This window comes from Polaromonas vacuolata, assembly GCF_012584515.1.
GTDB classification, from domain to species: Bacteria; Pseudomonadota; Gammaproteobacteria; order Burkholderiales; family Burkholderiaceae_C; genus Polaromonas; species Polaromonas vacuolata.
The window spans coordinates 1,918,914-1,943,400 of the sequence record NZ_CP051461.1; the positions used below are offsets into that span (position 1 = coordinate 1,918,914).

The window sequence follows — 24,487 nt, forward strand, 5'->3', positions numbered from 1 at the left end:
AGTATTTCCTTGAAAATTTAATCAGTGGATAACTGTGGATTGGCGGGTACTTGCGCTGGTGTCGTCCCATTAGCCGTATCTGCGACTAAGCGTTTGACGTATTTAAACGTGCCGGTCGAGTGTGTGCAGGCTTGACCCTGGCTGTTGTAAATCGTGGCTTCAGTAAAAGCCAAACTAGCCGTTCTGTGCATCAGTCGGCCTTTGGCGATCAATGCGCTGCCGTCGCCGGGCGCTGGCCGCATAAAACTGGTTTTCATTTCAATCGTGACCACACCCATGTCTTTTTGTACGCTGCGCGCAGCCGTTGCCATGCTCACGTCTAGCAAAGTCATGCAAGCACCACCGTGGGTGACAGCAAAAGAATTAAGGTGCTCTGCTAGTGGCGTGTAGCTAATGACGGATTCGCCGGCATCGAACTCTACAAGCGTAAAACCAAGATGCGTGACGAAGGGAATCTCAGCACCAAAACCAAAGTCCAGCGCAGTTGAATCGTTCTGCATTTAGCCGCCCGTCACAACCGACACACCGCCATCGACAGCCATCCACTGACCAGTGATGTGCTTGCCGGCACCGGACGCGAACAGCACGCAAAGGCCTTTGAGGTCTTCGTCATCGCCGAGTCGGCCCAATGGCGAATTCGCCGCGAGCTTTTCTTCGCCCATGGCTTTGAGCGTGCCCATGGTCATTTTGCTGGGGAAAAATCCTGGGCAAATAGCGTTAACCGTGATGTTGTGGTCACCCCATTCGCAGGCCAATGCACGTGTGAAATTAATCACCGCACCTTTAGACGTGTTGTAGGCCAAAGTTGTCATGCCGCGCGGATTGCCGCCCAAGCCAGCGATGGACGCTAAGTTGATGATGCGGCCGGACTTACGCGGAATCATGCTCAATTTGGCAATTTGTTGCGACAAAATAAAGTAACCGCGCACATTGAGATTCATGACCTTATCCCAGGCTTCTACCGGGTGATCTTCCGCAGGCGCGCCCCAAGCAGCGCCAGCGTTATTCACCAAAATATCGACATGGCCTAAGCGCTTAATGGATTCAACGGCAAGCGCGCGGATTTCATCTTCTTTTGCGCAGTCTGCAGCAATCCAGTCAGCGTCAATGCCAGCGGCTTTGAGTTCAGCGACTGCCTGCTCAAGGTCTTCTGCCTTGCGCGAAGTGACGATGATTTTTGCACCCGCCTCGCCAAGCGCTTGCGCCATTTGCAGACCGAGTCCGCGTGATCCGCCGGTGACTAATGCGGTCTGACCCGTCAGGTCAAACAATTGTTTAATGGTGCGGGGAGTTTTGTTAGTCATAGCATGGCCTTTGTCTTTGTGATTATTTTGTATTTATTTATCGCCCATCAACACGCTGCAACTGAAAAGCCAAAGCGCATGAAGAACGACCCAGAACCGAATGCTATTGCGGGTGCAATAAAGCAGTCATTTGCAAAGCCTGCGCAATCAATACAAGCTCTTTTTAAGTCGCTTGTATTGACTAAAACCCAGCTTATTTATTTCATCCGTGCTCGCACGTAAATCAGTGCTGTGCCCACGACAGTCAAGACACCACCAGCGCCCACTAGATACCAGCCAAGCTCTTCGTCAAAGCGCTGCATGACAACGCCAAACACCAGAGCAAGAAGGCCGCCGTAGATCAACACCCAAATCGTCGTATGCAAACGCACGATGGAGTTATTGGGGTCACGTTCGGTGGAAGACTTGAAAAAACTCATTAAAAAGACTCTTCTGGAAAATCAGCGCAAGTCATCTCGCGCGTCTCAACTACCCGTAACCAAGCAGCGGTTTTGGGTAGTTCATATTGGTAAAAATAGGCGGCAGCGCCCAGTTTACCAGTCAGAAATGCGCCTGAATGAGCGGCAGATTTCGCGTCAATGGCTGCTTTTGTAGCCAGTGCAACATCCAACCAAATCCAAGCTAAAACAGTATGGCCAAAGCCTTGTAAATACGGTACGGCATTTGCCAGCGCCGGGCCAGTCTCGCCAGTTGACCAAGCCGCTTGGGTTGCCGATTGCAAATGCGCCAACGCTTTTGCAAGTTGCTCGCCATGTTGTGCCAGCTCGGCCGTCTGCGCCGCGCGGAGCACTGTGGCTTGCATTCTGTCAGCTAAAAGCAGCAATCCCCTGCCCTCTTCCATTAAAACTTTGCGCCCTAACAAGTCCAGACCCTGAATGCCGTGCGTGCCTTCATGAATCATGTTCAGACGGTTGTCACGCCAATATTGCTCGACCGGAAAATCGCGCGTGTAACCGTAGCCACCATGCACTTGTATGGCTAAGGAATTGGCTTCTAAGCACCACTCGCTAGGCCAGCTTTTGGCAATCGGGGTGAGTACTTCCAGCAGCAAGCGCGCGTCGTCTGCGGCTTTGGCTTGACCGGTGTGTTGCTCATCGACAAGTTTCGCGCAGTAAAGCTCTAACGCTAGCGCACCTTCGCAATAAGACTTTTGTGCCAACAACATGCGTTTGACATCGGCGTGTTCAATGATACGAACTTGAGGCCGCGAAGCATCTTTGCCGCCCACGCCCATTAGCCGGCCTTGTGGGCGGTTTTTGGCGTAGTCCAAACTGGCGTAGTAACCGGCCATGCCTAGCATGGTGGCCGCCATACCAACGCCAATGCGTGCTTCATTCATCATATGAAACATGCAGCGCAAGCCTTGGTGTGGTTGACCGACTAAATAGCCAATCGCTCCGGCTTTGCCGTCTACTGGGTATTTGCCCTCACCAAAATTGAGCAAGGTATTGGTCGTGCCGCGCCAGCCGAGTTTGTGGTTTAAGCCAGCCAGCGCTACGTCATTGCGTACACCGGTTAACTTGCCTTCAATGTCGACTAATTTCTTAGGGACTATGAAAAGTGAAATGCCGCGTGTGCCAGCTATCAATTTTCCGTCTGGCCCGGGTATTTTCGCCAATACCAAGTGGATGATGTTTTCGGTCAACTCATGCTCACCCGACGAGATCCACATCTTGTTGCCGCTCAAGCGGTAGCGTGCACCCAGCAAATCGGATTCAAAGTCATCGCCATCGGGCACAGCGCGGGTGATCACATCACTCAGCGATGAACCGGCTTGCGGCTCAGACAAACACATGGTGCCGGAAAAACGTCCGGAGAATTCATTTTTGGCAAAGACTTCTTTTTGCGTCTCGCTGCCATGCACCATTAACAAATTAGCATTGCCGGTGGTGAGCATGCCAGATCCAATGCTCACCGATGCCATGGCAAAAAAAGCATTCGCAGAAGCTTCTACCGTGTAGGGCAATTGCATGCCGCCCATCTCGTAGTCTTGCGCAGCGCTGAGCATGCCAGAGGCTGCATAGGCTTTTTGCGCATCATGCGTGGCTTGCGGCAGCGTGACCTTTTCACCGTCAAAGTGCGGCTCTTGGGTGTCGACCAAGCGATTAAAAGGCGCGTATTTTTCACGCGCAATTTTCTCGCAAATGTCGAACACCGCGTCAAAAGTCTCGCGAGAATGATCGGCAAAACGCGGGCGTTGGTTGAGCGACTCAGCGCCCAGCCAGTCGTAGAGTAAAAAGTCTAGGGTTGGGCGCAATTGCATTACAGAACCTCGAACACCCCAGCGGCACCCATGCCGCCGCCAATACACATACTCACGCAAACCCGCTTGGCACCGCGGCGCTTGCCTTCTATCAACGCATGACCGGTCAGGCGTTGGCCGCTCACACCGTAAGGGTGACCGACTGCAATCGCGCCGCCGTTGACATTGAGTTTGTCCATTGGAATACCGAGCTTGTCGGCACAGTACAGCACTTGCACTGCAAAAGCTTCGTTGATTTCCCACAAGTCAATGTCGGCAACCGTCAAACCGAGACGGGCTAGCACTTTAGGAATGGCATAGACCGGGCCAATACCCATCTCATCAGGCTCTAGGCCAGCGACTGCAAAACCCAGAAAACGACCGAGTGGGCTCAAGCCTTTTTTCTCTGCGGTTTTCTCATCCATCATGACCACGGCACCGCCACCGTCCGAAAACTGACTGGCATTGCCGGCTGAAATTACGCCGCCAGGAATAGCCGGCTTGATGCCGCTAATGCCTTCTTTAGTCGTGCCAGCACGAATGCCTTCGTCGTTGCTAACAGTGACTTGACGGGTGCTCAGACCCATGACTGGATCGGCTATACCCATAGTCACAGTAATCGGTGCGATCTCGGCTTGGAAAACGCCAGCGGCAAGTCCTGCCGTGGCTTTTTGTTGACTGAGTGCGCCGTACTCGTCCATGCGTTCACGGCTGATGCTGTAGCGCTTGGCCACTTGCTCTGCGGTTTGCAGCATGTTCCAGTAAATTTCTGGCTTGTTTTTAAGCAGCCAATCTTCGCGCAACATATGTGTGTTGGCTTCTTGCTGAACGCAAGAAATACTTTCCACACCGCCAGCGACATAGATGTCTGCCTCGCCCGCAATAATGCGCTGGGCCGCTAAAGCGATGGTTTGCAAACCTGACGAGCAAAAGCGATTCACCGTCATGCCTGAAACCGTCACTGGGCAACCAGCACGCAATGCAATTTGGCGCGCAATGTTGGATCCCGTCGCGCCTTCTGGCGTGGCGCAACCCATGATCACATCATCAACTTCGGCGGCATCAATGCCGGCGCGCTTAATCGCGTGTTCGACGGCATGGCCGCCCAAAGTAGCGCCGTGCGTCATGTTGAAAGAACCCTTCCAGCTTTTGGCTAAAGGTGTGCGGGCGGTGGAAACAATGACTGCTGAACTCATGATTTTTTCCTAAAAATTGTTGCTGGGTTAAGTGCCAAAAGTGTGGCTGTAAAAAGCGCTTTAGTTAAAGGTCTTGCCTTCAGCCACTAGGCGCGCAAGCAAAGGTGCTGGCTGCCAGAACTTGGCATCATCCAGCGGATTAAGCGCAAAACGCTTCATGCTCTGCACCACATTAAACAAGCCCACTTGGTCTGCATACAACATCGGGCCGCCGCGGTAAATCGGAAAACCGTAGCCCATCAGGTAGACCATGTCGATATCGCTGGCCTTGGACGCAATGCCTTCTTCCAAAATATGCGCTGCCTCATTAATCAGCGAATAGACCAAGCGTTGAACGATTTCTTCGTCAGAAATTTGGCGTGCTGTGATGCCCAGATTGCGGCGGTTTTCTTCAATCATGGCAACCACTTCTTGGTTGACAATCGCGTCACGTTTACCGGCAACATAGTCGTACCAGCCAGCGCCAGTTTTTTGGCCGTAACGGCCTTTCTCGCAGAGCAAGTCAGCGGTCTTGCTGTATTTCATGTCTGGCTTTTCGGTGTAGCGACGCTTGCGAATCGCCCAACCAATGTCATTACCCGCCAAGTCACCCATACGGAACGGGCCCATGGCAAAACCAAATTTCTCAATCGCTTTGTCGACTTGGGCTGGCGTGCAACCTTCGTCAAGCAAAAAGCCACCTTGACGGCCATATTGCTCAATCATGCGGTTGCCGATAAAGCCATCGCAAACGCCAGAAACCACCGACGTTTTACGAATCTTTTTACCCAGTGCCATCACGGTAGCCAGCACGTCTTTAGCGGTTTTTTCACCGCGCACGACTTCTAACAACTTCATGATATTGGCAGGGCTGAAAAAGTGCGTGCCGATCACGTCTTGCGGGCGCTTGGTGAAGGCCGCAATTCGGTTCATGTCCAACGTTGAGGTGTTGGACGCGAGAATCGCGCCCGGCTTCATCACGCGGTCCAGTTCAGAAAAGACTTTTTCTTTCACACCGATTTCTTCAAACACGGCTTCAATCACCATGTCTGCATCGCTCAAGTCGTCATAGCTCAGCGTTGTGCTAAGCATGGCCATACGGGCTTCGTACTTGTCTTGTTTGAGCTTGCCTTTTTTGACTTGTGATTCGTAGTTTTTACGGATGGTGGCAATGCCGCGATCCAGCGCTTCTTGCTTCATTTCCAACATCTTCACGGGTATGCCGGCATTGAGGAAATTCATCGCAATACCGCCGCCCATGGTGCCAGCACCAATCACGGCCAGCAGCTTGATGTCGCGCAGCGGTGTGTCTGCTGGCACGTCTGGAATCTTTGATGCGGCGCGCTCGGCCATGAAAATATGGCGCAGTGCGCGGCTCTCAGGCGTCCACATCAAGTTGATGAAAATCTCGCGTTCAAACAGCAAACCGTCTTCGAATTTTTTCTGTGTGGCGGCTTGAACTGCATCCACGCATTTAAGTGGCGCAGGATAGTTTTTAGCCATGCCTTTAACCATATTGCGCGTGAACTGAAAATAGGCATCACCATTTTTATGCTTGCAAGGCAAATTGCGCACCAGCGGCAATGGCCGAGTGTCGGCAATGCTTTGCGCGAATGCCAAGGCTTCTTCAAGCAGTGAATCGGCTGAGGCAGAGAGTTTGTCAAACAATTTTTGACCTGGCAGTTGGACCAGCATTTCACTTTTAACCGGCTCGCCGCTGACAATCATATTGAGTGCCGCTTCAACCCCGATGACGCGCGGCAAACGCTGCGTGCCGCCAGCACCCGGAAGCAAACCCAACTTGACTTCTGGTAAGGCCACGCTGACGCCCGGTGAGGCGATGCGGTAGTTGCAACCAAGAGCGAGTTCCAAACCACCGCCCATGCAGACCGAATGGATGGCAGCAACTACGGGTTTACCAGAGTTCTCCAGCATGCGGATGACGCTATGCAGATTCGGTTCAGCCATGGCTTTATCAGTGCCAAACTCTTTGATGTCCGCACCACCCGAGAAGGCCTTGCCGGCGCCCGTGATGATGATGGACTTCACCAAAGCATCCGCATTGGCTTGCTCTAAATGACCGGCCAGACTTAGACGACTGGCGTGGCCCAAACCATTAACCGGCGGATTGCTCAGCGTGATGACAGCTACTGAGCCGTTAACTTTATAAAGCGTTGTCATGAAGATTTACTTTCCTAATAAGAGTTTTTCATCCTGTTGCAATCACCGGTAAGCGAATGCAACAAGTCGTTAAAAATAGTACGACCGTTCTTTTTCCATTGTAGGGTGGCTTTTTCGGGCTGCGTTTTTTTAGCTCTTTTTTTACCCTGATTTTTGTCCCTATCGCGACATCGAAGTCGTCAGACTTCCAGCCACTCTTTGCGAATATCAACGTCAGCCCTGAGACTATCGGGCGTGCCCTCGAACACTATACTGCCGTGGCCCATCACCATAACGCGGTCTGAAATTGCCATGGCAATCGTTAATTTTTGCTCAATCAGCAGCACCGAAATACCCCTGGCCTTGAGAGTTTGTAAATACTGACCAACCAGTTCGACTATTTTTGGTGCCAAGCCTTCTGTGGGCTCGTCAATAATGATCAGGTCTGGGTCGCCCATGAGGGTTCGGCACAGCGTCAACATTTGCTGCTCACCGCCCGAAAGTACGCCGGCTTCGGTATGCTGGCGCTCTAATAAACGCGGAAACATGGCGTACATATCGTCAAAGCTCCAGCGCGATCCTTTGCCCTTGCCTTTTTGACCCAGTAGCAAGTTTTGATGCACCGTGAGTTTGGGGAAAATGTCCCGGTTCTCAGGCACATAACCCAAACCTAGATGCGCAATTTCATAGGCTTTTTTACCCACAATTTCGACGCCATCCCAGTCAATAGAACCGTTGCAATCGACCAAACCCATGATGGCTTTGGCAGTGGTGGAGCGGCCAGAACCGTTACGCCCCAATAGCGCTACGATTTCGCCTTTACCAATCGCAAAAGACACGCCATGCAGCACATGGCTCTTGCCGTAAAAAGCATGCAGGTTTTCAAGTTTTAGCATTTCAATGTCCCCCGGCCTGCTGGTCTGCAACTGATGAGCCTAAATAGGCTTCTTGCACGCGTTGATCGGCACGCACGGCTTGTGGCTCGTCATAAGCGATCACCTCGCCATAAACGATAACGGCAATTTTGTCGGCCAAGCCAAACACCACGCCCATGTCGTGTTCGACCGTGAGCAGCGTTTTGCCAACCGTGACTTCTTTAATCAAGGTGATGAAGCGGCTGGTCTCAGAACGGCTCATACCTGCTGTTGGTTCGTCCAACAAAATCACGCTGGCACCGCCGGCAATAGTGATGCCAATTTCCAGTGCGCGTTGTTCGGCATAGGTCAAATTGGTGGCTAACACGTCGCGTTTTTTGTCCAGCTTAATCATTTGCATGAGCTCTTCAGTGCGCGCGTTGGCGTCGGTCAAATCAGCCAAAAATTTAAAAATCGTGTATTTGTAACCCAAGCTCCAAAGCACACCGCAACGCAGATTTTCAAAGACACTGAGTTTAGGAAAAATATTCGTGATTTGAAAACTACGCGACAAACCCATGCGATTTATCTCAAACGGTTTTTTGCCGCCAATGCTTTGTCCATTGAGCAGCACCTCTCCACTAGTGGGCGCTAAGCGGCCACTGATGAGGTTAAACAGCGTGGACTTACCCGCGCCGTTAGGCCCAATAATGCCGACTCGTTCACCCGCTGCCACCTTCAAACTGGCACCGCGAATAATCTCGGTCTTACCAAAGCTCTTACGCAAATCTTTAAGCTCAAGCGAGCAGGTCTGGCTATTCATGACGACTCTCTTTGCTTGATTTGATTTTCTATGTCGTTTTGAATCACGCCCCATTGCAAGGCAAAGCGGCGGCGCAGCAACTCAAATAGGCTAAAACCTATGATGCCCAACAGACCCGCGTACAACCAAGTCATAAGACTTTGGGTGTTCAACGCCATGCCTAAAAATTCAAGCTCAGCGCCCAAGGCGGATTTAAGTTGCAGGTGATAAAGCATCTCTAGCGCAGCAAACGCGCCCAACAGACCAATGATTGCGGTGACGCTCAAACCTAGATAAAGCCAGGCTAATTCTTTAAGCCGACCGAATTGGACTAGCCGCAAATTCATCATGATTAAGCTGGCCACGCCGCCGGGCGCAAACATAACCATAAACATAAAGATTAAGCCCACATACAGCAACCAAGCCATGGTTAGCTCAGACAACCAAACCAGCGCTAACACCAAGAGGCCAGCGCCAATAATTGGCCCGAAAAAGAAGGTTGCACCGCCAAGAAAAGTAAACAATAAAAAGCTGCCAGAGCGCAGCCCACTGACGACTTCTGCGGTCACTATTTCAGAATTAATTGCCGCTAATCCACCGCCAATACCAGCGAAAAAACCGGCCACTATAAAGGCGTAATAGCGCACGCGCTGAGTGTCATAACCGATGAACTCTACGCGTTCTGGATTGTCCCGCACCGCGTTAAGAATACGGCCCAATGGCGTGCGGGTGAAGGCAAACATTGCAGCGGTGCAGACAAAGCAATAAACCGCAATCAAGTAATAAACCTGTATTTGCGGCCCAAAGCTAATCCCAAAAAAAGTTGTGCCATATGTGCGGTTGGTAGTGATACCACCCTCGCCGCCAAAGAACTCAGGAAACATCAAAGACATGGCAAACACCAATTCGCCAACACCTAGGGTAATCATGGCAAAGGTAGTACCGGCTTTTTTAGTGGTGACATAGCCAAAAAGAATCGCAAAAACCAAACCAGCCAAACCACCCACTAGCGGTATCAATGGCAAAGGAATGTAGAGCGTGCCCTTTGAGGCCAGATTCATTGCATGAATCGACATAAAAGCACCCAAGCCGGAATACACCGCGTGGCCAAAACTAAGCATGCCGCCCTGGCCTAGCAAGATGTTGTAGCTCAAGCAAATGATGACCAAAAACCCGGCCTGCGACAGCATGGTGAGCGACAAACTACTGCTTAAAAGTAAAGGCGCTGCCAGAAGCAACAAGGCATAAGCGCCCCAAAGTGTCCAGCGGCCGGTATTACGCTTTTTCAAATTAATCACAAGTGCGTTCATGAATCAGCCCTCCCGCGTGCCGAGTAAGCCCTTGGGCCGAAAAATCAACATCATCACCAGCAGTAAATAAGGCAGTATTGGCGCGACTTGTGCGATGGTGAGTTTGAGCAGCGGGTAACCAAAAGTAGCCGGCCCAACCGCCACACCCATTTGTGCCAGCACACTCATGGCGGAATGGTCTAGAGCGATCGCAAAGGTTTGCAGCAAACCAATTAAAAGCGAGGCTAAAAAAGCACCACTCAGTGAGCCCATACCACCCACGACCACCACCACAAAGATAATGGCGCCAATTGAGCCAGCCATTGACGGCTCAGTGATAAAGGTATTGCCGCCAATCACGCCAGCAAGACCGGCTAAGGCCGCACCACCGCCGAACACCAACATAAAAACGCGCGGCACATTGTGGCCAAGTGACTGCACGGTCTCCGGATGCGTTAACGCAGCTTGGATCACCAATCCAATACGAGTGCGGGTAATTAGCAGCCATATGCTTAGCAGCATCAGCATGGCTAGCAACATGATGAAGGCGCGGGACTTTGGAAAGTCAGTGCCGTAAATGGTAAAAAAAGCGCCTTGCAAGCCAGACGGTAGCGGGTATTGCACCGCCGACCTGCCCCAGACCAATTGCACCAACTCCAACAACAAATAAGAAAGGCCAAAGGTAATCAATAACTCTGGTACGTGACCAAATTTATGCACACGGCGCAGGCAAAAACGTTCAAACGCCGCGCCCATGGCAAACACCAACATAGGCGCAATTAATAAGGCCCACCAAAACCCCACCACTTGCGAGATGCTGTAGGCAAAATAAGCGCCCACCATGTAAAACGAAGTGTGGGCAAAATTGAGCACGCCCATCATGCTAAAGATAAGCGTCAAACCAGCGCTAAGCATGAATAACAGCAAGCCGTAACTCAAGCCGTTGAGCAGCGAGATGGTGAAAAATTCCATATTCATTGAGCGCCCTGATAAAAATTGATTGTCATGACTTCAGGACATTAAAAGGCCCGGGATTCTTGATTAAGACCCGGGCCGATGAGCAGCAATACAGGATTTTAAAAAGGCCGCTTCATCTGGCAAGACGTTGGTGTGCTCGCAACATAGGGCTCGTAATACTTCACAGGCACAAAGGTGTAGCCGGTGTTTTCTTCATCTAAGGGGAATTTACCGCCGGCTTTTTCCCAACGTGTCACGAACAGACCTTGCTGCAACTGGTGATCCGTTTTACGCATTTGAACTTCGCCGTTAAAGCTGTTAAAGCGCAAGCCTTCCATGGCTTTAGCAACTTGCAAAGCGTCTGTTGATTTGGCTTTGGCCATACCTTCAATCAGCATGGTGTAGGCGTGAAAGATGGCGAAAGTATAAAAATCGTCGTTAAAACGTTTGTCGTACTCTTTGCTCAATGCTTCGATTTCACCGCCCATATTCATGTGACCATAACCGACCATATAAACGCGGCCAGCAGAACCTGCGCCCAATGTAGTCGGTGTGCCCGTCACGCTGCCGTAGTAGGTGTAGAACTTCACGTTAGACAAACCAGCTTCATTCGCCGCCTTAATTAGCAGCGACAAGTCAGAACCCCAATTGCCAGTAATCACAGTGTCGGCACCAGACTGCTTAATTTTAGCGATGTAGGGGGCGAAATCACGTACCTGAGCCAGCGGGTGCAGGTCTTCGCCAACGATTTGAATGTCAGGTCTTTTAGTCGCTAAGTTAGCCTTGGCGAATTTAGCGACTTGCTGACCATGCGAGTAATTTTGATTAATCAGGTAGACCTTTTTAATCGTCGGCTGGTCTTTCATATAAGTGGTCAGTGCTTCCATTTTCATGGAGGTATCTGCATCCAACCTAAAGTGCCAGAAATCGCATTTGCTATTTGTCAGATCAGGGTCAACCGCGGCGTAATTGAGAAACACCACCTGCTTGGTCGGATTGCGTTCGTTGTGCTTTGACAGCGCATCAATAATCGCCAGTGCGGGGCCAGAACCGTTGCCCTGCACGACGTAACGAGCTCCCTGATCAATCGCAGATTTGAGAGCCACAATAGTTTCTTGCGGGCTGAGTTTGTTGTCGATACCAATCACATCAAACTTAACGCCAGCTTTGTTTTTAAGGTTGAATTTCTCGGCTAAAAACTGAAAACCATGCAGCTGATTCGTACCCACAGCAGCCATCAGGCCAGAGAGCGGATCAAGCCAAGCGATCTTCACCGTCTGGTTCAGATTGACCGCCGCTACTGCGGGTACAGTCTTGTCGGCAGTGGCGGCAGGCTTGGCCGTTTGCGCATTCGCAATGCCCATGCAAAGCAAGCTACTGACAGCCAGCGCAATACCGGCTAGACGAATGGGTAAAAGATGCGGGCTAACTGACTTGATCATGACTTGTCTCCATTTATTGGCTAATACTGGTTTGACTCGATTGCGACATCAAGCCTTGAGATTAGGTGATAAATAAAATTTTTAGGGGAGGGATTGCCCTAAAACTTGTCACTAAAGAGACTGGTTAGCCAACGCCCAAGGCATTCCCGCGTCAGGGTGAATGCCTTGTGCCGATTAAAGGGTTTTATTAAGCACTTGGAAGCTTGTAGTCCTTGAGCATTTCACGCAATTTTGTCTTCAGGATCTTGCCGGTAGCGCCTAGCGGTATGGCATCGACAAACACCACATCGTCTGGGATTTGCCACTTCGCAGTTTTGCCTTCATAAAAGCTCAAGAGCTCTTCACGTGTGACCTGCATGCCTGGCCTTACCAGTACCGCCACAATCGGCCGCTCGTCCCATTTTGGATGGACAACACCGATGCAGGCAGCCATAGCTACGGCTGGGTGGGCAACGGCAATATTTTCGATATCAATAGAGCTAATCCATTCACCACCAGACTTAATCACGTCCTTGCTGCGATCAGTAATTTGCAGATAGCCATCGGCGTCTATAGTGCCCACGTCGCCAGTCGGGAACCAGCCGTCAACTAAAGGACTTTGACCTTCGCTTTTGTAATAGTCATGCACTACCCAAGGGCCTTTGACGTACAAGTCGCCGTAGGTTTTACCGTCCCACGGCAGCTCGGATCCGTTATCGCCAACTATCTTCATATCGACGCCGTAAATCGAGCGTCCTTGCTTAAGCAAAATTGCCATGCGTTCTTCTTCGCTGAGTGCATCGTGCTTGTTTTTAAGCGTGCAAAGCGTGCCCAGCGGGCTCATTTCTGTCATACCCCAAGCGTGTAATACCTCTATCCCGTAATCATCTTTAAAAGCCCGAATCATGGCGGGCGGGCAGGCGGAACCGCCAATCACCGTGCGGCGTAAAGTAGAGAACTTCAGACCTGCCGGTTTAAGGTGACCGAGCAACATCTGCCACACGGTAGGCACGCCAGCGGCGTAAGTGACTTTTTCAGACTCGATCAATTCGTAAATTGATTTGCCATCCATTGCCGGGCCAGGAAAGACTAATTTCGCGCCGGTTAAGGCGGCAGAATATGGAATGCCCCACGCGTTGACGTGGAACATGGGCACGACTGGCAGTATTGCGTCGCGCGCAGAAATACACATCACGTCCGGTAGCGCTGCGGCAAATGCATGCAGCGTACTAGAGCGGTGGCTATACAAAGCTGCCTTAGGATTGCCGGTAGTGCCGCTGGTGTAGCACATGCTTGAGGCGGTGTTCTCATCAAAGCTAGGCCAGACGTAGTCGTCGGTTTGTGCGTTGATTAAGGCCTCGTAGCTGATTAGGTTTGGAATACCGCTGTCTGTAGGCAGCTTGTCTTCATCGCACAGCGCGACGAAATGTTTAATCGTGTGGCATTTCGCATGCACTGCTTGCACCAAAGGCAAAAAGCTCATGTCAAAGCACAGTACTTGGTCCTCAGCGTGGTTGGCAATCCAAGCAATTTGATCCGGATGTAGGCGTGGATTTACGGTGTGCAGAACGCGGCCAGAGCCACTCACGCCGTAGTAAAGCTCGAAGTGTCGATAACCATTCCAAGCCAAAGTGGCGACACGATCGCTGAACGCCAAATTCAAACCGTCAAGTGCATTGGCCAGTTGACGCGCACGTTTAGCACTGGCTTTGTAGGTGTAGCGGTGAATATCGCCTTCGACTCTGCGCGAAACTATTTCAGCATCGCCGTGGTGGCGCTCTGCAAACTCTATCAGCCCTGAAATCAGCAGCGGTTGGCTTTGCATTAGACCTAGCATGGGTATCGTTCCTATAGTCATAGTGTTAAATAAGTAAACAAGTTATTTGTTTCAACCCCGATCATGCCCCAGAGTTACGCGCTGTCTGCGCGGGAATCCCCGTGAATCCGCAAGCTTTAGTCCAGTAAGAGACAATATTTTGATGAGCAACACCATTTCCGTCGCCACTTTTCCGGCCCAAGCTTGGCGTAATAGCTTCGCTAATTTAGGCGATGCATTCTTTACCCGGTTACAACCCCAAGCATTACCAGACCCGTATTGGGTTAGTCGCAACCATTCCTTAGCCCGAGAATTAGGCTTAGAAGAAAACTGGTTTGCATCACAAGAAGCGCTAGACAGTTTGAGCGGCAATTGTGTATTGCCTGGCTCTGAGCCAATGGCTAGTGTCTACAGTGGACATCAATTTGGCCAATGGGCCGGTCAGCTCGGCGATGGACGAGCGATCCTATTAGGTGAGCTGCTAACCCCCCAAGGTCAGCGTGAAATTCAACTCAAGGGGGCGGGACGAACCCCATACTCCCGCATGGGCGACGGCCGCGCTGTTTTGCGCAGCTCGATTCGCGAATACTTATGCTCAGAAGCCATGCACGGCTTAGGCATAGCCACCACACGCGCACTTGGTGTGAGTGGCTCGGACGCAGCGGTACGGCGCGAAACGATTGAGACCGCCGCAGTGGTCACACGCACAGCACCCAGTTTTATTCGCTTTGGCCACTTCGAACACTTTAGCTACACCGAGCAGCACGAGTCGCTCAAAGTCTTGGCGGATTACGTCATCGATAATTTTTACCCCGACTGCCGTGATGCCAGCCAGCCGTATGCGGCGCTGCTGCAAGCGGTGAGTGAGCGCACCGCATACCTAATGGCAGACTGGCAATCGGTCGGCTTTTGTCATGGGGTGATGAATACCGACAATATGAGTATTTTGGGCCTGACAGTCGATTACGGCCCGTTCCAGTTTTTAGATGTGTTTGATCCTTCACATGTCTGCAACCACTCCGACAACCAAGGCCGCTACGCCTATAACAAACAACCCAATATGGCTTATTGGAACTTGTTTTGCTTGGGCCAAGCCCTACTCCCGTTGATAGACGACCAAGAACTAGCTTTGGCGGCATTAGAGCCTTTCAAGACTATTTTTCCTGAAGCCTTAGAGAACAAAATGCGCGCCAAGCTCGGTCTGCCTGACTCGCTAGTCGAAGACAAAGAACTGATTGAGCAAACTTTTTCCCTATTGGCTAACAACAAGGTGGACTACACAATTTTTTGGCGCAAACTGGCTAGCTTTACCCCGCAAAGCGGTCACGAAGGCTTGCGTGATTTGTTCTATGACCGGGAGTCTTTCAACGCCTGGGCCACCACTTACTCACAACGCATCAGTCCTTTAGATGCGTCAGCACGCGTTAAGCTGATGCAAAAAACAAACCCTAAGTTTGTTCTGCGAAATCATTTGGGCGAAGAAGCCATTCGCGCGGCAAAACTTAAAGACTACTCCAAAGTAGAGACCTTGCTGATGCTGATGCAGTCCCCATTTGATGAGCATCCCGAGCACGAAAAAATGGCTGGTTTACCGCCAGACTGGGCCGCCAGCATAGAAATTAGCTGCAGCTCTTGAACTAGTTGGGATTGGCTTCATACAGCCATCCGATTCATTTGGCACCTCTTATTACTCACAAGGAATACGGACATGAACAAAAAAATCGAAAAAACTGAAGCCGAGTGGAAAGCTGTCTTAACTGAAAAAGGCGCTGAAGCCAACGCATTCGAAGTCACAAGACACGCCGCCACAGAAAGGCCTTTTACCGGTAAATTTGATGCAGTCTGGGCCGATGGCAGCTACCACTGCATTTGCTGCGGCAATAAGTTGTTTGACGCGTCGAGCAAGTTTGACGCAGGTTGCGGTTGGCCCAGTTTTTCCGAAGCCGCCTTACCCGGCGCAATCCGCGAAATCGTTGACCGCCAGTACGGCATGACGCGTACCGAAACAGTTTGCGCAAACTGTGACGCGCATCTAGGCCATGTTTTTCCTGATGGTCCGACCGATACCGGTCTGCGCTACTGCATGAACTCAGCGTCGCTAGACTTTAAGCCGCAGTAAGCACTTCTCAGAAGTAGCGCAATGCCCGTACTTTTTTGCGGGCATTTGTTTGTTATTGATCTGCCATTTTTGACGTCACAAGAAAAGCCATAATCTGTCCATGAAAATTTTGTTTGACTTCCTTCCCATCATGCTTTTTTTCGGCATGTTCAAGTACGCCGAAGGCAATAAAGAGTGGGCTGCATCAGCCGCCACCGACTGGCTGGGCTTTATAGTGGCCGGCGGCGTGGTCGGCCAGACCGAAGCGCCGGTACTACTTGCGACTGTGGTGGTGATAGTCGCCACGCTGGCGCAAATACTCTGGCTTAAATCACGCGGCCAAAAAGTTGACACCATGCTCTGGATCAGCCTAGGCTTAGTTACTGTGTTGGGTGCAGCGACGATTTATTTCCATAGCGAAAGCTTTATTAAATGGAAGCCCACCGTGCTGTATTGGGTGATGGGCGTCGCCTTGTTATTTGGTCAAGTGGTGTTGAAAAAGAACGGCATTCAAAAACTAATGGGTGCGCAGATGAAACTGCCAGACCCGGTTTGGGCCCGCGTTAATCTTGCATGGGTTGGTTTTTTCGCCGCCATGGGCGCACTCAACTTGTGGGTTGCGTTTAACTTTTCAACCGTTGCTTGGGTGAACTTCAAACTCTTTGGTGGCTTGGGTTTAATGATTGCCTTTGTACTGGCGCAAGCCGTTGTACTTAACAAATACCTTCAAGACCCGGAGAAACCTTTATGAGCCAAGCAATAAACGGCGCCGTCAGCGGTATTTTGCCAATTAATCAAGCGACTATAGAGCAGCAATTAATTGCTAATTTGGCACCCACACAATTACAAGTCATAGATGAAAGCGCTGCCCACGCCGGTCACATGGGCGCGAACGCAGAAGGTTTTGGGACGCACTTCAGGGTACGTATTGCCAGCCCTTTATTTGCCGGTAAGAATCGGCTGGCCTGCCACAGGCTTGTGTATGATTCGATGCAAAAATTCATAGATCAAGGCCTGCATGCGCTGGCGATTGAGATTATTCAATAACTGACATTTATTTATTTTTCAAGCTTAACTTTAAGGCCGGACAACTCATGAAAAAACATTTACTACTGACAACCGCAGCAGCTGTCTTGATGACTCTAGGTGCCCAAAGCGCTATGGCGCAAAACCTCGCCATTGTCAACGGTAAGGCCGTGCCTAAAGCTAGGCTCGAGTTATTGACGCAGCAGGTAGCCAAATCCGGTAAGCCCATCACCCCAGAAATGCAAGCGCAAATTCGCGAAGAAGTCATTACTCGCGAAGTGTTTGTTCAAGAAGCCGAGAAGCAAGGCTTGGCCACCACAGATGACTTCAAAGGTCAGATGGAATTGGCCCGCCAGTCCATCATGATCCGTGCTTTGTTTGCAGACTATCAAGCAAAAAATCCGGTCACCGATGCAGATATGAAGGTTGAGTACGATAAATTTGCAGCAGCCAACGGCGGCAAAGAATATAAAGTCAGCCACATTCTGGTCGACAAAGAAGCCGACGCCATAGCGATTATTGCCAGCCTTAAAAAGGGTGGGAAATTTGCAGACATCGCAAAAAAACAATCTAAAGATACGGGTTCAGGCGCTAAGGGCGGTGAACTTGACTGGGCCAATCCCAGTAGCTACGTGCCAGAGTTCAGCGAAGCCCTGCTCAAACTAAGCAAAGGCCAAACCTCAGACACACCGGTCAAGTCACAGTTTGGTTTTCACATCATTCGTATTGACGACATTCGCAATGCAGAACTACCAGCTTATGAGCAGGTCAAGCCACAAATCGCACAACAAATGGAACAGCAAAAACTCGCTACATTCCAACAAGAACTGCGCGCCAAAGCCAAGGTTGAATAAAGTCTTGTGACCGCTTGATATTGACAAACTTCTTTAGCGCTTATGCGTAAAAGAAGTTTGTCGGTAAGAACTTATTTTTTGAGACGGTATTTACTACAAGTCTTGAGTCACTGTTTGGCAGAGTCAAGCGATACAAATACCCGAACACATAAGCCGCTTTGCTTGAGCGGGTCTGTAAAATCAAGCATGACCCGAGCGCCTACCCTGTCAAGTATTGTTTTGACTATGGACAGCCCTAAACCAGAGCCAATACTATCGCTGCCAAGCGTGCGATAAAAAGGGTCGAACACGCGCCCTCGCTCAGTTAATGCAATGCCTGGGCCATTATCCTCAATGCTCAAAACTGCATAGCCATTGTCTGTGTTGACAGACAAATCAATCCGGCCACCTAAGGGTGTGTAGGCTATAGCGTTATCGACCAAGTTCTTCACGACGGCGATCAAATCTAACTCACTCATAGCTAAATGCGCGTCTTGCTCACCTTCAACACCTATGTCGATTCTTTTGGCTTCAGCCAAGGGCAAAAGGTCTTCCAAAACACGGCGGAAAATGCCTTGCACCGAGACGCGTGAATTGAGTTGCTCCGGCATAGCTTGGGCTTTCGCCAAGCTTAGAAGTTGATCCAATAAATTTCGACCACGTTCAATTCCACGTTGCAGCACATTCAGCCGCTGACGCGCTAGGTCTGACATCTCTGCATCCGCCAAACGCTCGGCTTGCAAGGACATGGCGGTCAGTGGAGAGCGCAGTTCGTGCGCTGCATCAGCAACAAATCTGCGTTGCCCGTCCATGGCTTGTGCCACCCGGTTGAGCAAACGATTAATAGCCACTACAAAGGGTCTGACTTCAACCGGCAAGTTGCCTTCGCCCACTGGGTGCAGTTCTTGCTCAGCGCGCTGGTCAATTTCCATGGACAAAGTAGCGATAGGCCTAAACATTTTTCGCACCAAGTCAGCAACAATCAAAAGTAAAACCGGAACCAAAATCAAAAACGGCATCAAGGTGCGCACCGCACTATCGCGCGCAATTTCGTCGCGCACACTGGTTTCTTGCGCCACTGCAATTCTTTCCCCACTGCTTGTTGTTTTAACTAAAACGCGAAATTGTTCGCTGCCCACTTCTAATGTGTGAAAGCCGTCAATCAAAGTAGTGGGCAACTTGAGCGGCGCTGCGACACCAAACTTATCGACGGCTTTGTCACCATCGACTAAATACTGAACAATGACGAGGTTATCGTCATCGCTATCTTTGGCTTTTCCGTCTTCACCAGGATAGGTTAATGTCAGGTGTTGCCTGTCAAACAAAGACGCTACTTGATGCAGCGTATTGTCTTGCAGCTCATGCGCCTTATCAAAAGCGGAGACAAATGAAAAAACACCTGCCACTACCGCAATAAGAAAAATAGCCAGCGATAAAGAAAAAGACAGTTTGAACTGGATTGACTCGCTTAAGCGTCTTTTGAAACCTGCCATCCAACCCCCCTGATATTTTTGATCACACCACTGCCAAGCTTGCGCCGCAGCGCATGAATTAAAAACTCCACAGCATTGCTTTCGACCTCTTGGCCCCAAGCATAAATACGGTCCTCTAAATCACTGCGCGACAAAATGGCGCCGGGTCTAAGCAGCAAGGCTTGCAATAGTGAAAACTCTCTGTTGGAGAGCTGAACAGAGGAGCCGTTAGCAACCGTAGCCAGCCGAGTTGCCGGGTCTAAGGACAGCACGCCATTACTCAGTACGGGTGTTGACTGTCCGCCTTTGCGGCGCAACACCGCACGCATACGAGCGAGAAGTTCCGCCATATCAAATGGCTTGAGCAAGTAGTCATCAGCACCACCATCTAAGCCACGCAGCCTATCGTTAAGTCCATCGCGGGCGGTGATGATGAGTAGTGCAACAGGATTATTTTTAGCGCGAATGCTGGCCAGAACTTCTTGCCCATCTTTTCCAGGTAACCCAAGGTCGAGCAACACCAAGTCATAGTGCTGACATTCGAGAGTTGTCAGAGCAGTCAGTCCGTTTTTGACCCAGTCAGTCGCATAGGCTGCATCTTTTAACGCGCCTTGGATGGCCTCCCCAATCATTGGGTCATCTTCGACCAGTAATATTCGCATTGACTCTCCTTCACCGCCCAACCTAATGGGCTCTCAGAACAACTATTTTTTTCCCACCCACATACGCTGAAACACCGCATCTTTATTGATGAAAAGATGTTTCAGTGCAGCTAAGAGATGCAGTGGTATTAAACCCACAAAGACCCAAGCAATAATTGAGTGGACGGAAAAAAACAGCTCTGACAAATCGTGATTACTAGACACTAAAGGCAGTTGCAAACCAAAAAATGCTAGACCATCTTTGCTAAAGAGTGCGCCCAACAAGCCGGCAATCGGCATTGCAAACATAGTGCCATAGAGCAAGTAATGTGAGACTTTTGAGGCAATAACTTGCCAACGCGGTATATGCGTTGGTAGTAATCCCGGCTTATTTGCCCAGCGCCATAGCAGGCGAAGAACAACCAGTAAAAGCAAAGTAATTCCGATTAATTTATGCAGACTGAAATACCAATCACTACCGGGTTCATCTTCAATCGACATCATGTACCAGCCCAAAGCGAGCATGCCAACGATAAGAACACTCATCAGCCAATGAAGGCCTCGCGCAGTCGCTGTATAAGCCGCTTTAGGTTTTTGCGTCTGGGTTAAATTATTAGAAGTTAAATGATTCATATAAATTTATCTGATTTGATTTAAAAATTTTCTCTTGTAGTTGCGCGAATATTTCGAGTGGTTATGCCTCAAATAGGCCTCCATTTTTTTATTCCGCGATACAAAGAGTTATGGCTAGTGATTCGGTCAAGACAGCAAAAAGCATAATTGCTGCCAATTGAAAAAACACTTTATATAAAGGGCGGTTTTGCTGCGCTTATCGAGTGACAAGCGTACTTTTGTCGTTTGAACCAAGCTGAGCTACAGCTACCAGCAACACAATCACCGTTAAAAATAAAGCGCTAGTCCACATAGCGCCCATGCCCAGACCGCCAATACTTTTAGCTTGCGTCAGCATGTCGCCCAGCGCTGCGCCAAATGGGCGAGTCAAGATGTAGCCAATCCAAAAGGTCAACACGGCATTGCCTCCCACGCGCCATACAAGATAAGACGCTGCAATCGCAGCACCAAACCCTATCGCACCCCAAACAAAACCAAGACCCAAAGCTTCAGTAGCCAAGTCACCTGCTGCCGTACCCAGTGCAAAGGTGCAGAGTATGGCGGCCCAATAAAATAATTCGCGCTTTCGCGTAAAAATATCGTGGATAGACAAGCTGCGTTCCACCGCATACCAAACTGCGAAAATCAAGGCCAGCAGTACGGCAAACACTGAGGTGCTAACGTAGAGACTCACACCTAAACCATCGGTGAGTAAATCGGTTATTTGGGTGCCGACCACGCTCACCAGCACAACTGTTAGCCAGTAAATCCAAGGTGTGTGGCGCTCAGTGCGCAATTGCACCAATAGAGCTGCTGCGAACAAGGTCGCCATAACCGTACGGGTAATGCCGTGACCCCAGCCGGCGTTAACTGCCAAAAAGTCAGCGCCGGTTTCACCTACCGTCGTTGACATGATTTTAATAATCCAAAATGAGAGGGTGACTTCGGGGACTTTGTTAAGCCAGTTTGAAGTCTCGGGTTTTATCAGCGTATTCATAGTATTGCGACCTATCTTATTAATGAGGGGTTGCAATGAATTTAAACCGCCAAACTTAGCGCAGACATAGGCCACGCGTTCCTCTTATGCGGCTTATTGACTAACCCAGCCCATGGCAATTAATTTACCGAAAAGTCTTCGGTGAATACTGCTGGCAATACTAAAGACAGTCGGCAAATAAAAACCTGCAGTGCGCAGTGATAGCCAAGCACTAAACGCAGCAACTACTAACGCGCCCAGCATATCGGCAGGATAGTGAACGCCCAGATAAATACGCGCCCAAGCAACAGGCAGGCCGAGCACGACCATACTCAACCCTAGTTTGACTAACTTGCGTTGGCTTAAAAAGCTAAAAGCTACCGACAACCAAATTGTCAAATGATCACTCGGAAACGATGAGTCAGCGGCGTGCAAAAGAAAGTTATGACCAAGGCCTATGACAAAAGGTCTAGGATGCGGCCAGATCATTCCAATTAACTGGTTGATAACAAGTCCTAATAAGACTGCAGCAGACGCGACGAGTAAGCACTTTCGAGTCGTCTCTTGACCGCGCAACCAAGCTAAGCCAAAGAAAATAGGAATTGCCAAAATAAGGTACTGAGCAAAAAAAGTGGCGCTAGTTAGCACCAAATTATTGGGATCTGCTGGCGCATTAAGCCAGAGAAAAAGAGTGTGGTTTAGGTTTTCCATAGAATTCTTTGAAGCCGAATTTAGCGAGTAATTTTATCTAACAATCGCAATTCGGCTGGGCTATTTAATCAGTAATTAGTCGTTTGTGTCGTGCTCATCATCGCGGTCAGACGAGTCTTGAGCGGATGAAATGACAATACCCTTATCCGCATCTACCTTGACATCAAAGACCTTGGTGCCACTCACTACCTCAATGTCATAGGCCCAACCTTGTTTTGAGTTTTCATACTCTGCACGTGTGGCTTTGCCATTGGCATGTTGCTCAGCCACAGCGACAGCTTGAGACAAAGATATGTTTGCCTTTAAAAGGCTAGCAGCATCATTTTCAGTATTGTTAGCGGCAAAAACAGCCGTACCGACAGCGGCAAGTGAAGCGGCAAGCAAAGCTGCTGTTAATGAAATTTTGTTAAAACGGGTCAAAATAGTTTCTCCTAATAAACGCAAAATGTTTGCGTATAAGAGAGATTAAAGAAGCAGACTTAGCGCTTACTGAGCCAGCTAATATTTTCTGCAAATGTCATCACCACAATTTCAACCCATGGCTTTGATATATCCCACTACCATCAGTAGGCCAATCATTACAGGTTGATGCAGCAAATACCAAGAAAGGCTTTTGCGCCCCAACCAAACCAGAGGCCGAGTAAAGGCAGGCAGCGTCATCACCGCCCACTTAGGCTGGCGCTGCATCAACCAAAAACCTGAAGCCATACCGGCCCACATCGCGCCAAGCCATGGAAAAATCGGCACATAGTCTTCTGTCACTGGCAAACGGCTGATCAGTCCTAACCAGTTAAACGCTGGCTGGTTTAAAAAATCAATACCAAGTCCCTGGGTGTGCAGCCAAGCAGCTATAAATTTAAGTCCGATTGCCAAAGCCGCAGCAAACCACAGCCAACGCCCCCAAGAAGCGGTGTAGCGAGTGATGATGAGCATTAACGCTATGCCGTGAAGTACGCCAAAGTAAATGAAGCTTTGCGGATACATCAGGTAAGAGCCGACGGTGACTAACAGCGCCGCGCCCGCAATTTGTAGCCATCGCCGCCAAAAGCGGCTGGCGGTTTGCGCATTCTTAAGCGCAATTGCCTGGCCCACACCTGCACAAAATAAAAACAAGCTGACTATGCATACGCGCTGCAAAGTCCAAAAACTGTCGGTATAGAAATTGGCTTTTAAATAAGCAAATTGATTGAGGTCGAAACAAAAATGATAGACAGTCATCCATACAACAGCGATGCCGCGCAAGGCATCAATACAAAGCAATCGGGGTTGGTTCATGGGCTTAAGTTTAGATTCAAAACAAACTTAAGCTTTAGGCATTTACTAGATGAAGAAATACAGCGCAAGTTAGTGAAAACACCTGTTTATTTTTGCGACAGTAAAAATAATACTTCGGTTCAATTTACAGGAGCCAACGCATGATTTTTAAAAAACTTTTCGCGCTTGTTATTTTTAGCTTCAATAGCGCTGCATTCGCACAAAACACAATTCAACTAGGGATGGTCAATATCGCGCCGCATTCAAGCTCTAGCGACATCACCGGACCTTTCACACCGCCTGGACTTAGCCTGAATGTTGGCCGCGCCACAACCTTAGACATTGCCTACATACGCGAACTAAACCCGCACTGGAGTGTTGAGCTAGCACTGGGTTTGCCGCCCAAACACGATGTGACACTGAAAGTTAACAACCCAAGTTTGCCAGTCGGCGTTAAAGGCTTGAATGGTCAAGTAGTCGCACAGGTCAAGCAACTCTCACCCTCTGTCATTGTCAATTACAGCTTTAGAGACAAAGACAGTGACTGGCGCCCTTTTATGGGTTTAGGTATCGTGCATACGCGCTTTAGCGATGCCACTAGCAGCGTCGTTGGAGACGCGTTAAACGGTGGTCCTACCGCTATTTCTTTGACTAATTCGACCGGCTTAGTGACACAATTTGGTGTGGTCTATCGCATCAATGAAATGTGGTCGTTGCGCGCCGCAATAGCAGGTTTGAAAATCAAAACCAAAATGACTAGCAACACACAAGGTGTGATTCGTCAAGCCGACCTTGAAATGCGGCCTATCGTCAGTTACCTGACATTAGGCTACTCCTTTTAGCT

The 24,487-nt window shown here is 49.8% G+C and carries 27 protein-coding genes; 8 read left to right on the forward strand and 19 right to left on the reverse strand.

The features are described 5' to 3' along the window. Positions 1–17: 17 nt before the first annotated feature. Both HC248_RS08750 and HC248_RS08755 read right to left on the reverse strand, forming a co-directional pair. Positions 18–500, reverse strand: a complete 483-nt coding sequence (locus HC248_RS08750) for a PaaI family thioesterase (protein WP_168922160.1) — start codon at positions 498–500, stop codon at positions 18–20. After that, positions 501–1,304: an SDR family oxidoreductase gene (locus HC248_RS08755; RefSeq protein ID WP_168922161.1), complete on the reverse strand. Its 804-nt coding sequence runs from the start codon at positions 1,302–1,304 to the stop codon at positions 501–503. It lies immediately after the preceding gene. Positions 1,305–1,307: 3 nt separating this feature from the next. Between HC248_RS08755 and HC248_RS08760 the strand changes: the two genes are divergently transcribed. Next, positions 1,308–1,526: a hypothetical protein gene (locus HC248_RS08760; RefSeq protein ID WP_168922162.1), complete on the forward strand. Its 219-nt coding sequence runs from the start codon at positions 1,308–1,310 to the stop codon at positions 1,524–1,526. Here HC248_RS08760 and HC248_RS08765 read toward each other — a convergent pair. From HC248_RS08765 to HC248_RS08810, 10 genes are all read right to left on the reverse strand, one after another. Further along, a complete protein-coding gene (locus HC248_RS08765; RefSeq protein WP_168922163.1) occupies positions 1,502–1,723 on the reverse strand; it encodes a hypothetical protein in 222 nt (73 codons plus the stop codon). The genes HC248_RS08760 and HC248_RS08765 overlap by 25 nt on opposite strands. Next, positions 1,723–3,567 carry an acyl-CoA dehydrogenase gene (locus HC248_RS08770; protein ID WP_168922164.1) on the reverse strand — a complete coding sequence of 615 codons (1,845 nt, stop codon included), beginning with the start codon at positions 3,565–3,567 and terminating at the stop codon, positions 1,723–1,725. Before HC248_RS08770 ends, HC248_RS08765 begins: the two co-directional genes overlap by 1 nt. Then, positions 3,567–4,742 (reverse strand): acetyl-CoA C-acyltransferase, encoded by a 1,176-nt coding sequence (locus HC248_RS08775; RefSeq protein WP_168922165.1) that lies wholly within the window; start codon positions 4,740–4,742, stop codon positions 3,567–3,569. Before HC248_RS08775 ends, HC248_RS08770 begins: the two co-directional genes overlap by 1 nt. Before the next feature lie 60 nt (positions 4,743–4,802). Then, positions 4,803–6,902: a 3-hydroxyacyl-CoA dehydrogenase NAD-binding domain-containing protein gene (locus HC248_RS08780; RefSeq protein ID WP_168922166.1), complete on the reverse strand. Its 2,100-nt coding sequence runs from the start codon at positions 6,900–6,902 to the stop codon at positions 4,803–4,805. Between the two features lie 179 nt (positions 6,903–7,081). Then, positions 7,082–7,777: an ABC transporter ATP-binding protein gene (locus HC248_RS08785; protein ID WP_168922167.1), complete on the reverse strand. Its 696-nt coding sequence runs from the start codon at positions 7,775–7,777 to the stop codon at positions 7,082–7,084. 1 nt (position 7,778) lies between these two features. Further along, the gene (locus tag HC248_RS08790; protein ID WP_168922168.1) at positions 7,779–8,558 is read right to left on the reverse strand and encodes an ABC transporter ATP-binding protein; all 780 of its coding nucleotides are present in this window, start codon (positions 8,556–8,558) and stop codon (positions 7,779–7,781) included. After that, entirely contained in the window at positions 8,555–9,847 is a 1,293-nt protein-coding gene (locus HC248_RS08795; protein WP_168922169.1) for a branched-chain amino acid ABC transporter permease, read from the reverse strand. Before HC248_RS08795 ends, HC248_RS08790 begins: the two co-directional genes overlap by 4 nt. Positions 9,848–9,850: 3 nt before the next feature. Continuing rightward, complete coding sequence (locus HC248_RS08800) at positions 9,851–10,804, reverse strand: branched-chain amino acid ABC transporter permease (RefSeq protein WP_168922170.1); 954 nt, start codon at positions 10,802–10,804, stop codon at positions 9,851–9,853. A 98-nt stretch (positions 10,805–10,902) separates the two neighbouring features. Continuing rightward, complete coding sequence (locus HC248_RS08805) at positions 10,903–12,225, reverse strand: branched-chain amino acid ABC transporter substrate-binding protein (protein ID WP_238342581.1); 1,323 nt, start codon at positions 12,223–12,225, stop codon at positions 10,903–10,905. A gap of 187 nt (positions 12,226–12,412) precedes the next feature. After that, on the reverse strand, positions 12,413–14,041 hold the full coding sequence (locus HC248_RS08810) for a 3-(methylthio)propionyl-CoA ligase (protein ID WP_168922171.1): 1,629 nt from the start codon (positions 14,039–14,041) through the stop codon (positions 12,413–12,415). A gap of 142 nt (positions 14,042–14,183) precedes the next feature. Between HC248_RS08810 and HC248_RS08815 the strand changes: the two genes are divergently transcribed. The 5 genes from HC248_RS08815 to HC248_RS08835 all read left to right on the forward strand — a co-directional run bounded on the left by HC248_RS08815 (position 14,184) and on the right by HC248_RS08835 (position 17,998). Beyond that, positions 14,184–15,656, forward strand: coding sequence for a protein adenylyltransferase SelO (locus HC248_RS08815; RefSeq protein ID WP_168922172.1), 1,473 nt, complete (start codon positions 14,184–14,186; stop codon positions 15,654–15,656). 72 nt (positions 15,657–15,728) lie between these two features. Further along, positions 15,729–16,139: a peptide-methionine (R)-S-oxide reductase MsrB gene (gene msrB, locus HC248_RS08820; RefSeq protein WP_168922173.1), complete on the forward strand. Its 411-nt coding sequence runs from the start codon at positions 15,729–15,731 to the stop codon at positions 16,137–16,139. Between the two features lie 100 nt (positions 16,140–16,239). Continuing rightward, a complete protein-coding gene (locus HC248_RS08825) occupies positions 16,240–16,869 on the forward strand; it encodes a septation protein A (RefSeq protein WP_168922174.1) in 630 nt (209 codons plus the stop codon). Further along, entirely contained in the window at positions 16,866–17,165 is a 300-nt protein-coding gene (locus tag HC248_RS08830) for a BolA family protein (protein ID WP_168922175.1), read from the forward strand. Before HC248_RS08825 ends, HC248_RS08830 begins: the two co-directional genes overlap by 4 nt. A 47-nt stretch (positions 17,166–17,212) precedes the next feature. Continuing rightward, a complete protein-coding gene (locus tag HC248_RS08835) occupies positions 17,213–17,998 on the forward strand; it encodes a peptidylprolyl isomerase (RefSeq protein WP_168922176.1) in 786 nt (261 codons plus the stop codon). Positions 17,999–18,105: 107 nt separating this feature from the next. Here HC248_RS08835 and HC248_RS08840 read toward each other — a convergent pair whose 3' ends face one another. The 6 genes from HC248_RS08840 to HC248_RS17650 form a co-directional block, all read right to left on the reverse strand. Next, positions 18,106–19,470 (reverse strand): sensor histidine kinase, encoded by a 1,365-nt coding sequence (locus HC248_RS08840; RefSeq protein ID WP_168922177.1) that lies wholly within the window; start codon positions 19,468–19,470, stop codon positions 18,106–18,108. Then, on the reverse strand, positions 19,446–20,111 hold the full coding sequence (locus HC248_RS08845) for a response regulator (protein ID WP_168922178.1): 666 nt from the start codon (positions 20,109–20,111) through the stop codon (positions 19,446–19,448). The genes HC248_RS08840 and HC248_RS08845 overlap by 25 nt, the downstream gene beginning before the upstream one ends. A 42-nt stretch (positions 20,112–20,153) precedes the next feature. Further along, entirely contained in the window at positions 20,154–20,723 is a 570-nt protein-coding gene (locus tag HC248_RS08850; protein WP_168922179.1) for a cytochrome b, read from the reverse strand. 196 nt (positions 20,724–20,919) lie between these two features. Beyond that, complete coding sequence (locus tag HC248_RS08855; RefSeq protein WP_168922180.1) at positions 20,920–21,699, reverse strand: COG4705 family protein; 780 nt, start codon at positions 21,697–21,699, stop codon at positions 20,920–20,922. A gap of 93 nt (positions 21,700–21,792) precedes the next feature. Next, a complete protein-coding gene (locus HC248_RS08860; RefSeq protein ID WP_168922181.1) occupies positions 21,793–22,389 on the reverse strand; it encodes an undecaprenyl-diphosphatase in 597 nt (198 codons plus the stop codon). Positions 22,390–22,464: 75 nt separating this feature from the next. Further along, complete coding sequence (locus tag HC248_RS17650) at positions 22,465–22,677, reverse strand: PepSY domain-containing protein (protein ID WP_238342583.1); 213 nt, start codon at positions 22,675–22,677, stop codon at positions 22,465–22,467. 4 nt (positions 22,678–22,681) lie between these two features. Between HC248_RS17650 and HC248_RS17655 the strand changes: the two genes are divergently transcribed. Further along, on the forward strand, positions 22,682–22,858 hold the full coding sequence (locus tag HC248_RS17655; RefSeq protein ID WP_238342584.1) for a hypothetical protein: 177 nt from the start codon (positions 22,682–22,684) through the stop codon (positions 22,856–22,858). A gap of 62 nt (positions 22,859–22,920) precedes the next feature. Here the strand turns inward: HC248_RS17655 and HC248_RS08870 are convergent, their stop codons facing one another. Beyond that, positions 22,921–23,664: an acetyltransferase domain-containing protein gene (locus HC248_RS08870; protein ID WP_168922183.1), complete on the reverse strand. Its 744-nt coding sequence runs from the start codon at positions 23,662–23,664 to the stop codon at positions 22,921–22,923. A gap of 140 nt (positions 23,665–23,804) precedes the next feature. Here HC248_RS08870 and HC248_RS08875 point away from each other — a divergent pair, with 140 nt between their 5' ends. Continuing rightward, positions 23,805–24,485, forward strand: coding sequence for an OmpW/AlkL family protein (locus tag HC248_RS08875; RefSeq protein ID WP_168922184.1), 681 nt, complete (start codon positions 23,805–23,807; stop codon positions 24,483–24,485). Positions 24,486–24,487 lie beyond the last annotated feature (2 nt).

Coding starts and splice junctions, on each gene's coding strand:
- HC248_RS08760 (WP_168922162.1), top strand. CDS start 1,308: ATGGCCTTTGTCTTTGTGATTATTTTGTATTTATTTATCGCCCATCAA.
- HC248_RS08850 (WP_168922179.1), bottom strand. CDS start 20,723: ATGAATCATTTAACTTCTAATAATTTAACCCAGACGCAAAAACCTAAA.
- HC248_RS08755 (WP_168922161.1), bottom strand. CDS start 1,304: ATGACTAACAAAACTCCCCGCACCATTAAACAATTGTTTGACCTGACG.
- HC248_RS08775 (WP_168922165.1), bottom strand. CDS start 4,742: ATGAGTTCAGCAGTCATTGTTTCCACCGCCCGCACACCTTTAGCCAAA.
- HC248_RS17655 (WP_238342584.1), top strand. CDS start 22,682: ATGTTTGCCTTTAAAAGGCTAGCAGCATCATTTTCAGTATTGTTAGCG.
- HC248_RS08780 (WP_168922166.1), bottom strand. CDS start 6,902: ATGACAACGCTTTATAAAGTTAACGGCTCAGTAGCTGTCATCACGCTG.
- HC248_RS08805 (WP_238342581.1), bottom strand. CDS start 12,225: ATGATCAAGTCAGTTAGCCCGCATCTTTTACCCATTCGTCTAGCCGGT.
- HC248_RS08785 (WP_168922167.1), bottom strand. CDS start 7,777: ATGCTAAAACTTGAAAACCTGCATGCTTTTTACGGCAAGAGCCATGTG.
- HC248_RS08790 (WP_168922168.1), bottom strand. CDS start 8,558: ATGAATAGCCAGACCTGCTCGCTTGAGCTTAAAGATTTGCGTAAGAGC.
- HC248_RS08825 (WP_168922174.1), top strand. CDS start 16,240: ATGAAAATTTTGTTTGACTTCCTTCCCATCATGCTTTTTTTCGGCATG.
- HC248_RS08845 (WP_168922178.1), bottom strand. CDS start 20,111: ATGCGAATATTACTGGTCGAAGATGACCCAATGATTGGGGAGGCCATC.
- HC248_RS08765 (WP_168922163.1), bottom strand. CDS start 1,723: ATGAGTTTTTTCAAGTCTTCCACCGAACGTGACCCCAATAACTCCATC.
- HC248_RS08750 (WP_168922160.1), bottom strand. CDS start 500: ATGCAGAACGATTCAACTGCGCTGGACTTTGGTTTTGGTGCTGAGATT.
- HC248_RS08795 (WP_168922169.1), bottom strand. CDS start 9,847: ATGAACGCACTTGTGATTAATTTGAAAAAGCGTAATACCGGCCGCTGG.
- HC248_RS08870 (WP_168922183.1), bottom strand. CDS start 23,664: ATGAACCAACCCCGATTGCTTTGTATTGATGCCTTGCGCGGCATCGCT.
- HC248_RS08810 (WP_168922171.1), bottom strand. CDS start 14,041: ATGCTAGGTCTAATGCAAAGCCAACCGCTGCTGATTTCAGGGCTGATA.
- HC248_RS08830 (WP_168922175.1), top strand. CDS start 16,866: ATGAGCCAAGCAATAAACGGCGCCGTCAGCGGTATTTTGCCAATTAAT.
- HC248_RS08770 (WP_168922164.1), bottom strand. CDS start 3,567: ATGCAATTGCGCCCAACCCTAGACTTTTTACTCTACGACTGGCTGGGC.
- HC248_RS08875 (WP_168922184.1), top strand. CDS start 23,805: ATGATTTTTAAAAAACTTTTCGCGCTTGTTATTTTTAGCTTCAATAGC.
- HC248_RS08860 (WP_168922181.1), bottom strand. CDS start 22,389: ATGGAAAACCTAAACCACACTCTTTTTCTCTGGCTTAATGCGCCAGCA.
- HC248_RS08835 (WP_168922176.1), top strand. CDS start 17,213: ATGAAAAAACATTTACTACTGACAACCGCAGCAGCTGTCTTGATGACT.
- HC248_RS08800 (WP_168922170.1), bottom strand. CDS start 10,804: ATGAATATGGAATTTTTCACCATCTCGCTGCTCAACGGCTTGAGTTAC.
- HC248_RS08815 (WP_168922172.1), top strand. CDS start 14,184: ATGAGCAACACCATTTCCGTCGCCACTTTTCCGGCCCAAGCTTGGCGT.
- HC248_RS08840 (WP_168922177.1), bottom strand. CDS start 19,470: ATGGCAGGTTTCAAAAGACGCTTAAGCGAGTCAATCCAGTTCAAACTG.
- HC248_RS08855 (WP_168922180.1), bottom strand. CDS start 21,699: ATGAATACGCTGATAAAACCCGAGACTTCAAACTGGCTTAACAAAGTC.
- msrB (WP_168922173.1), top strand. CDS start 15,729: ATGAACAAAAAAATCGAAAAAACTGAAGCCGAGTGGAAAGCTGTCTTA.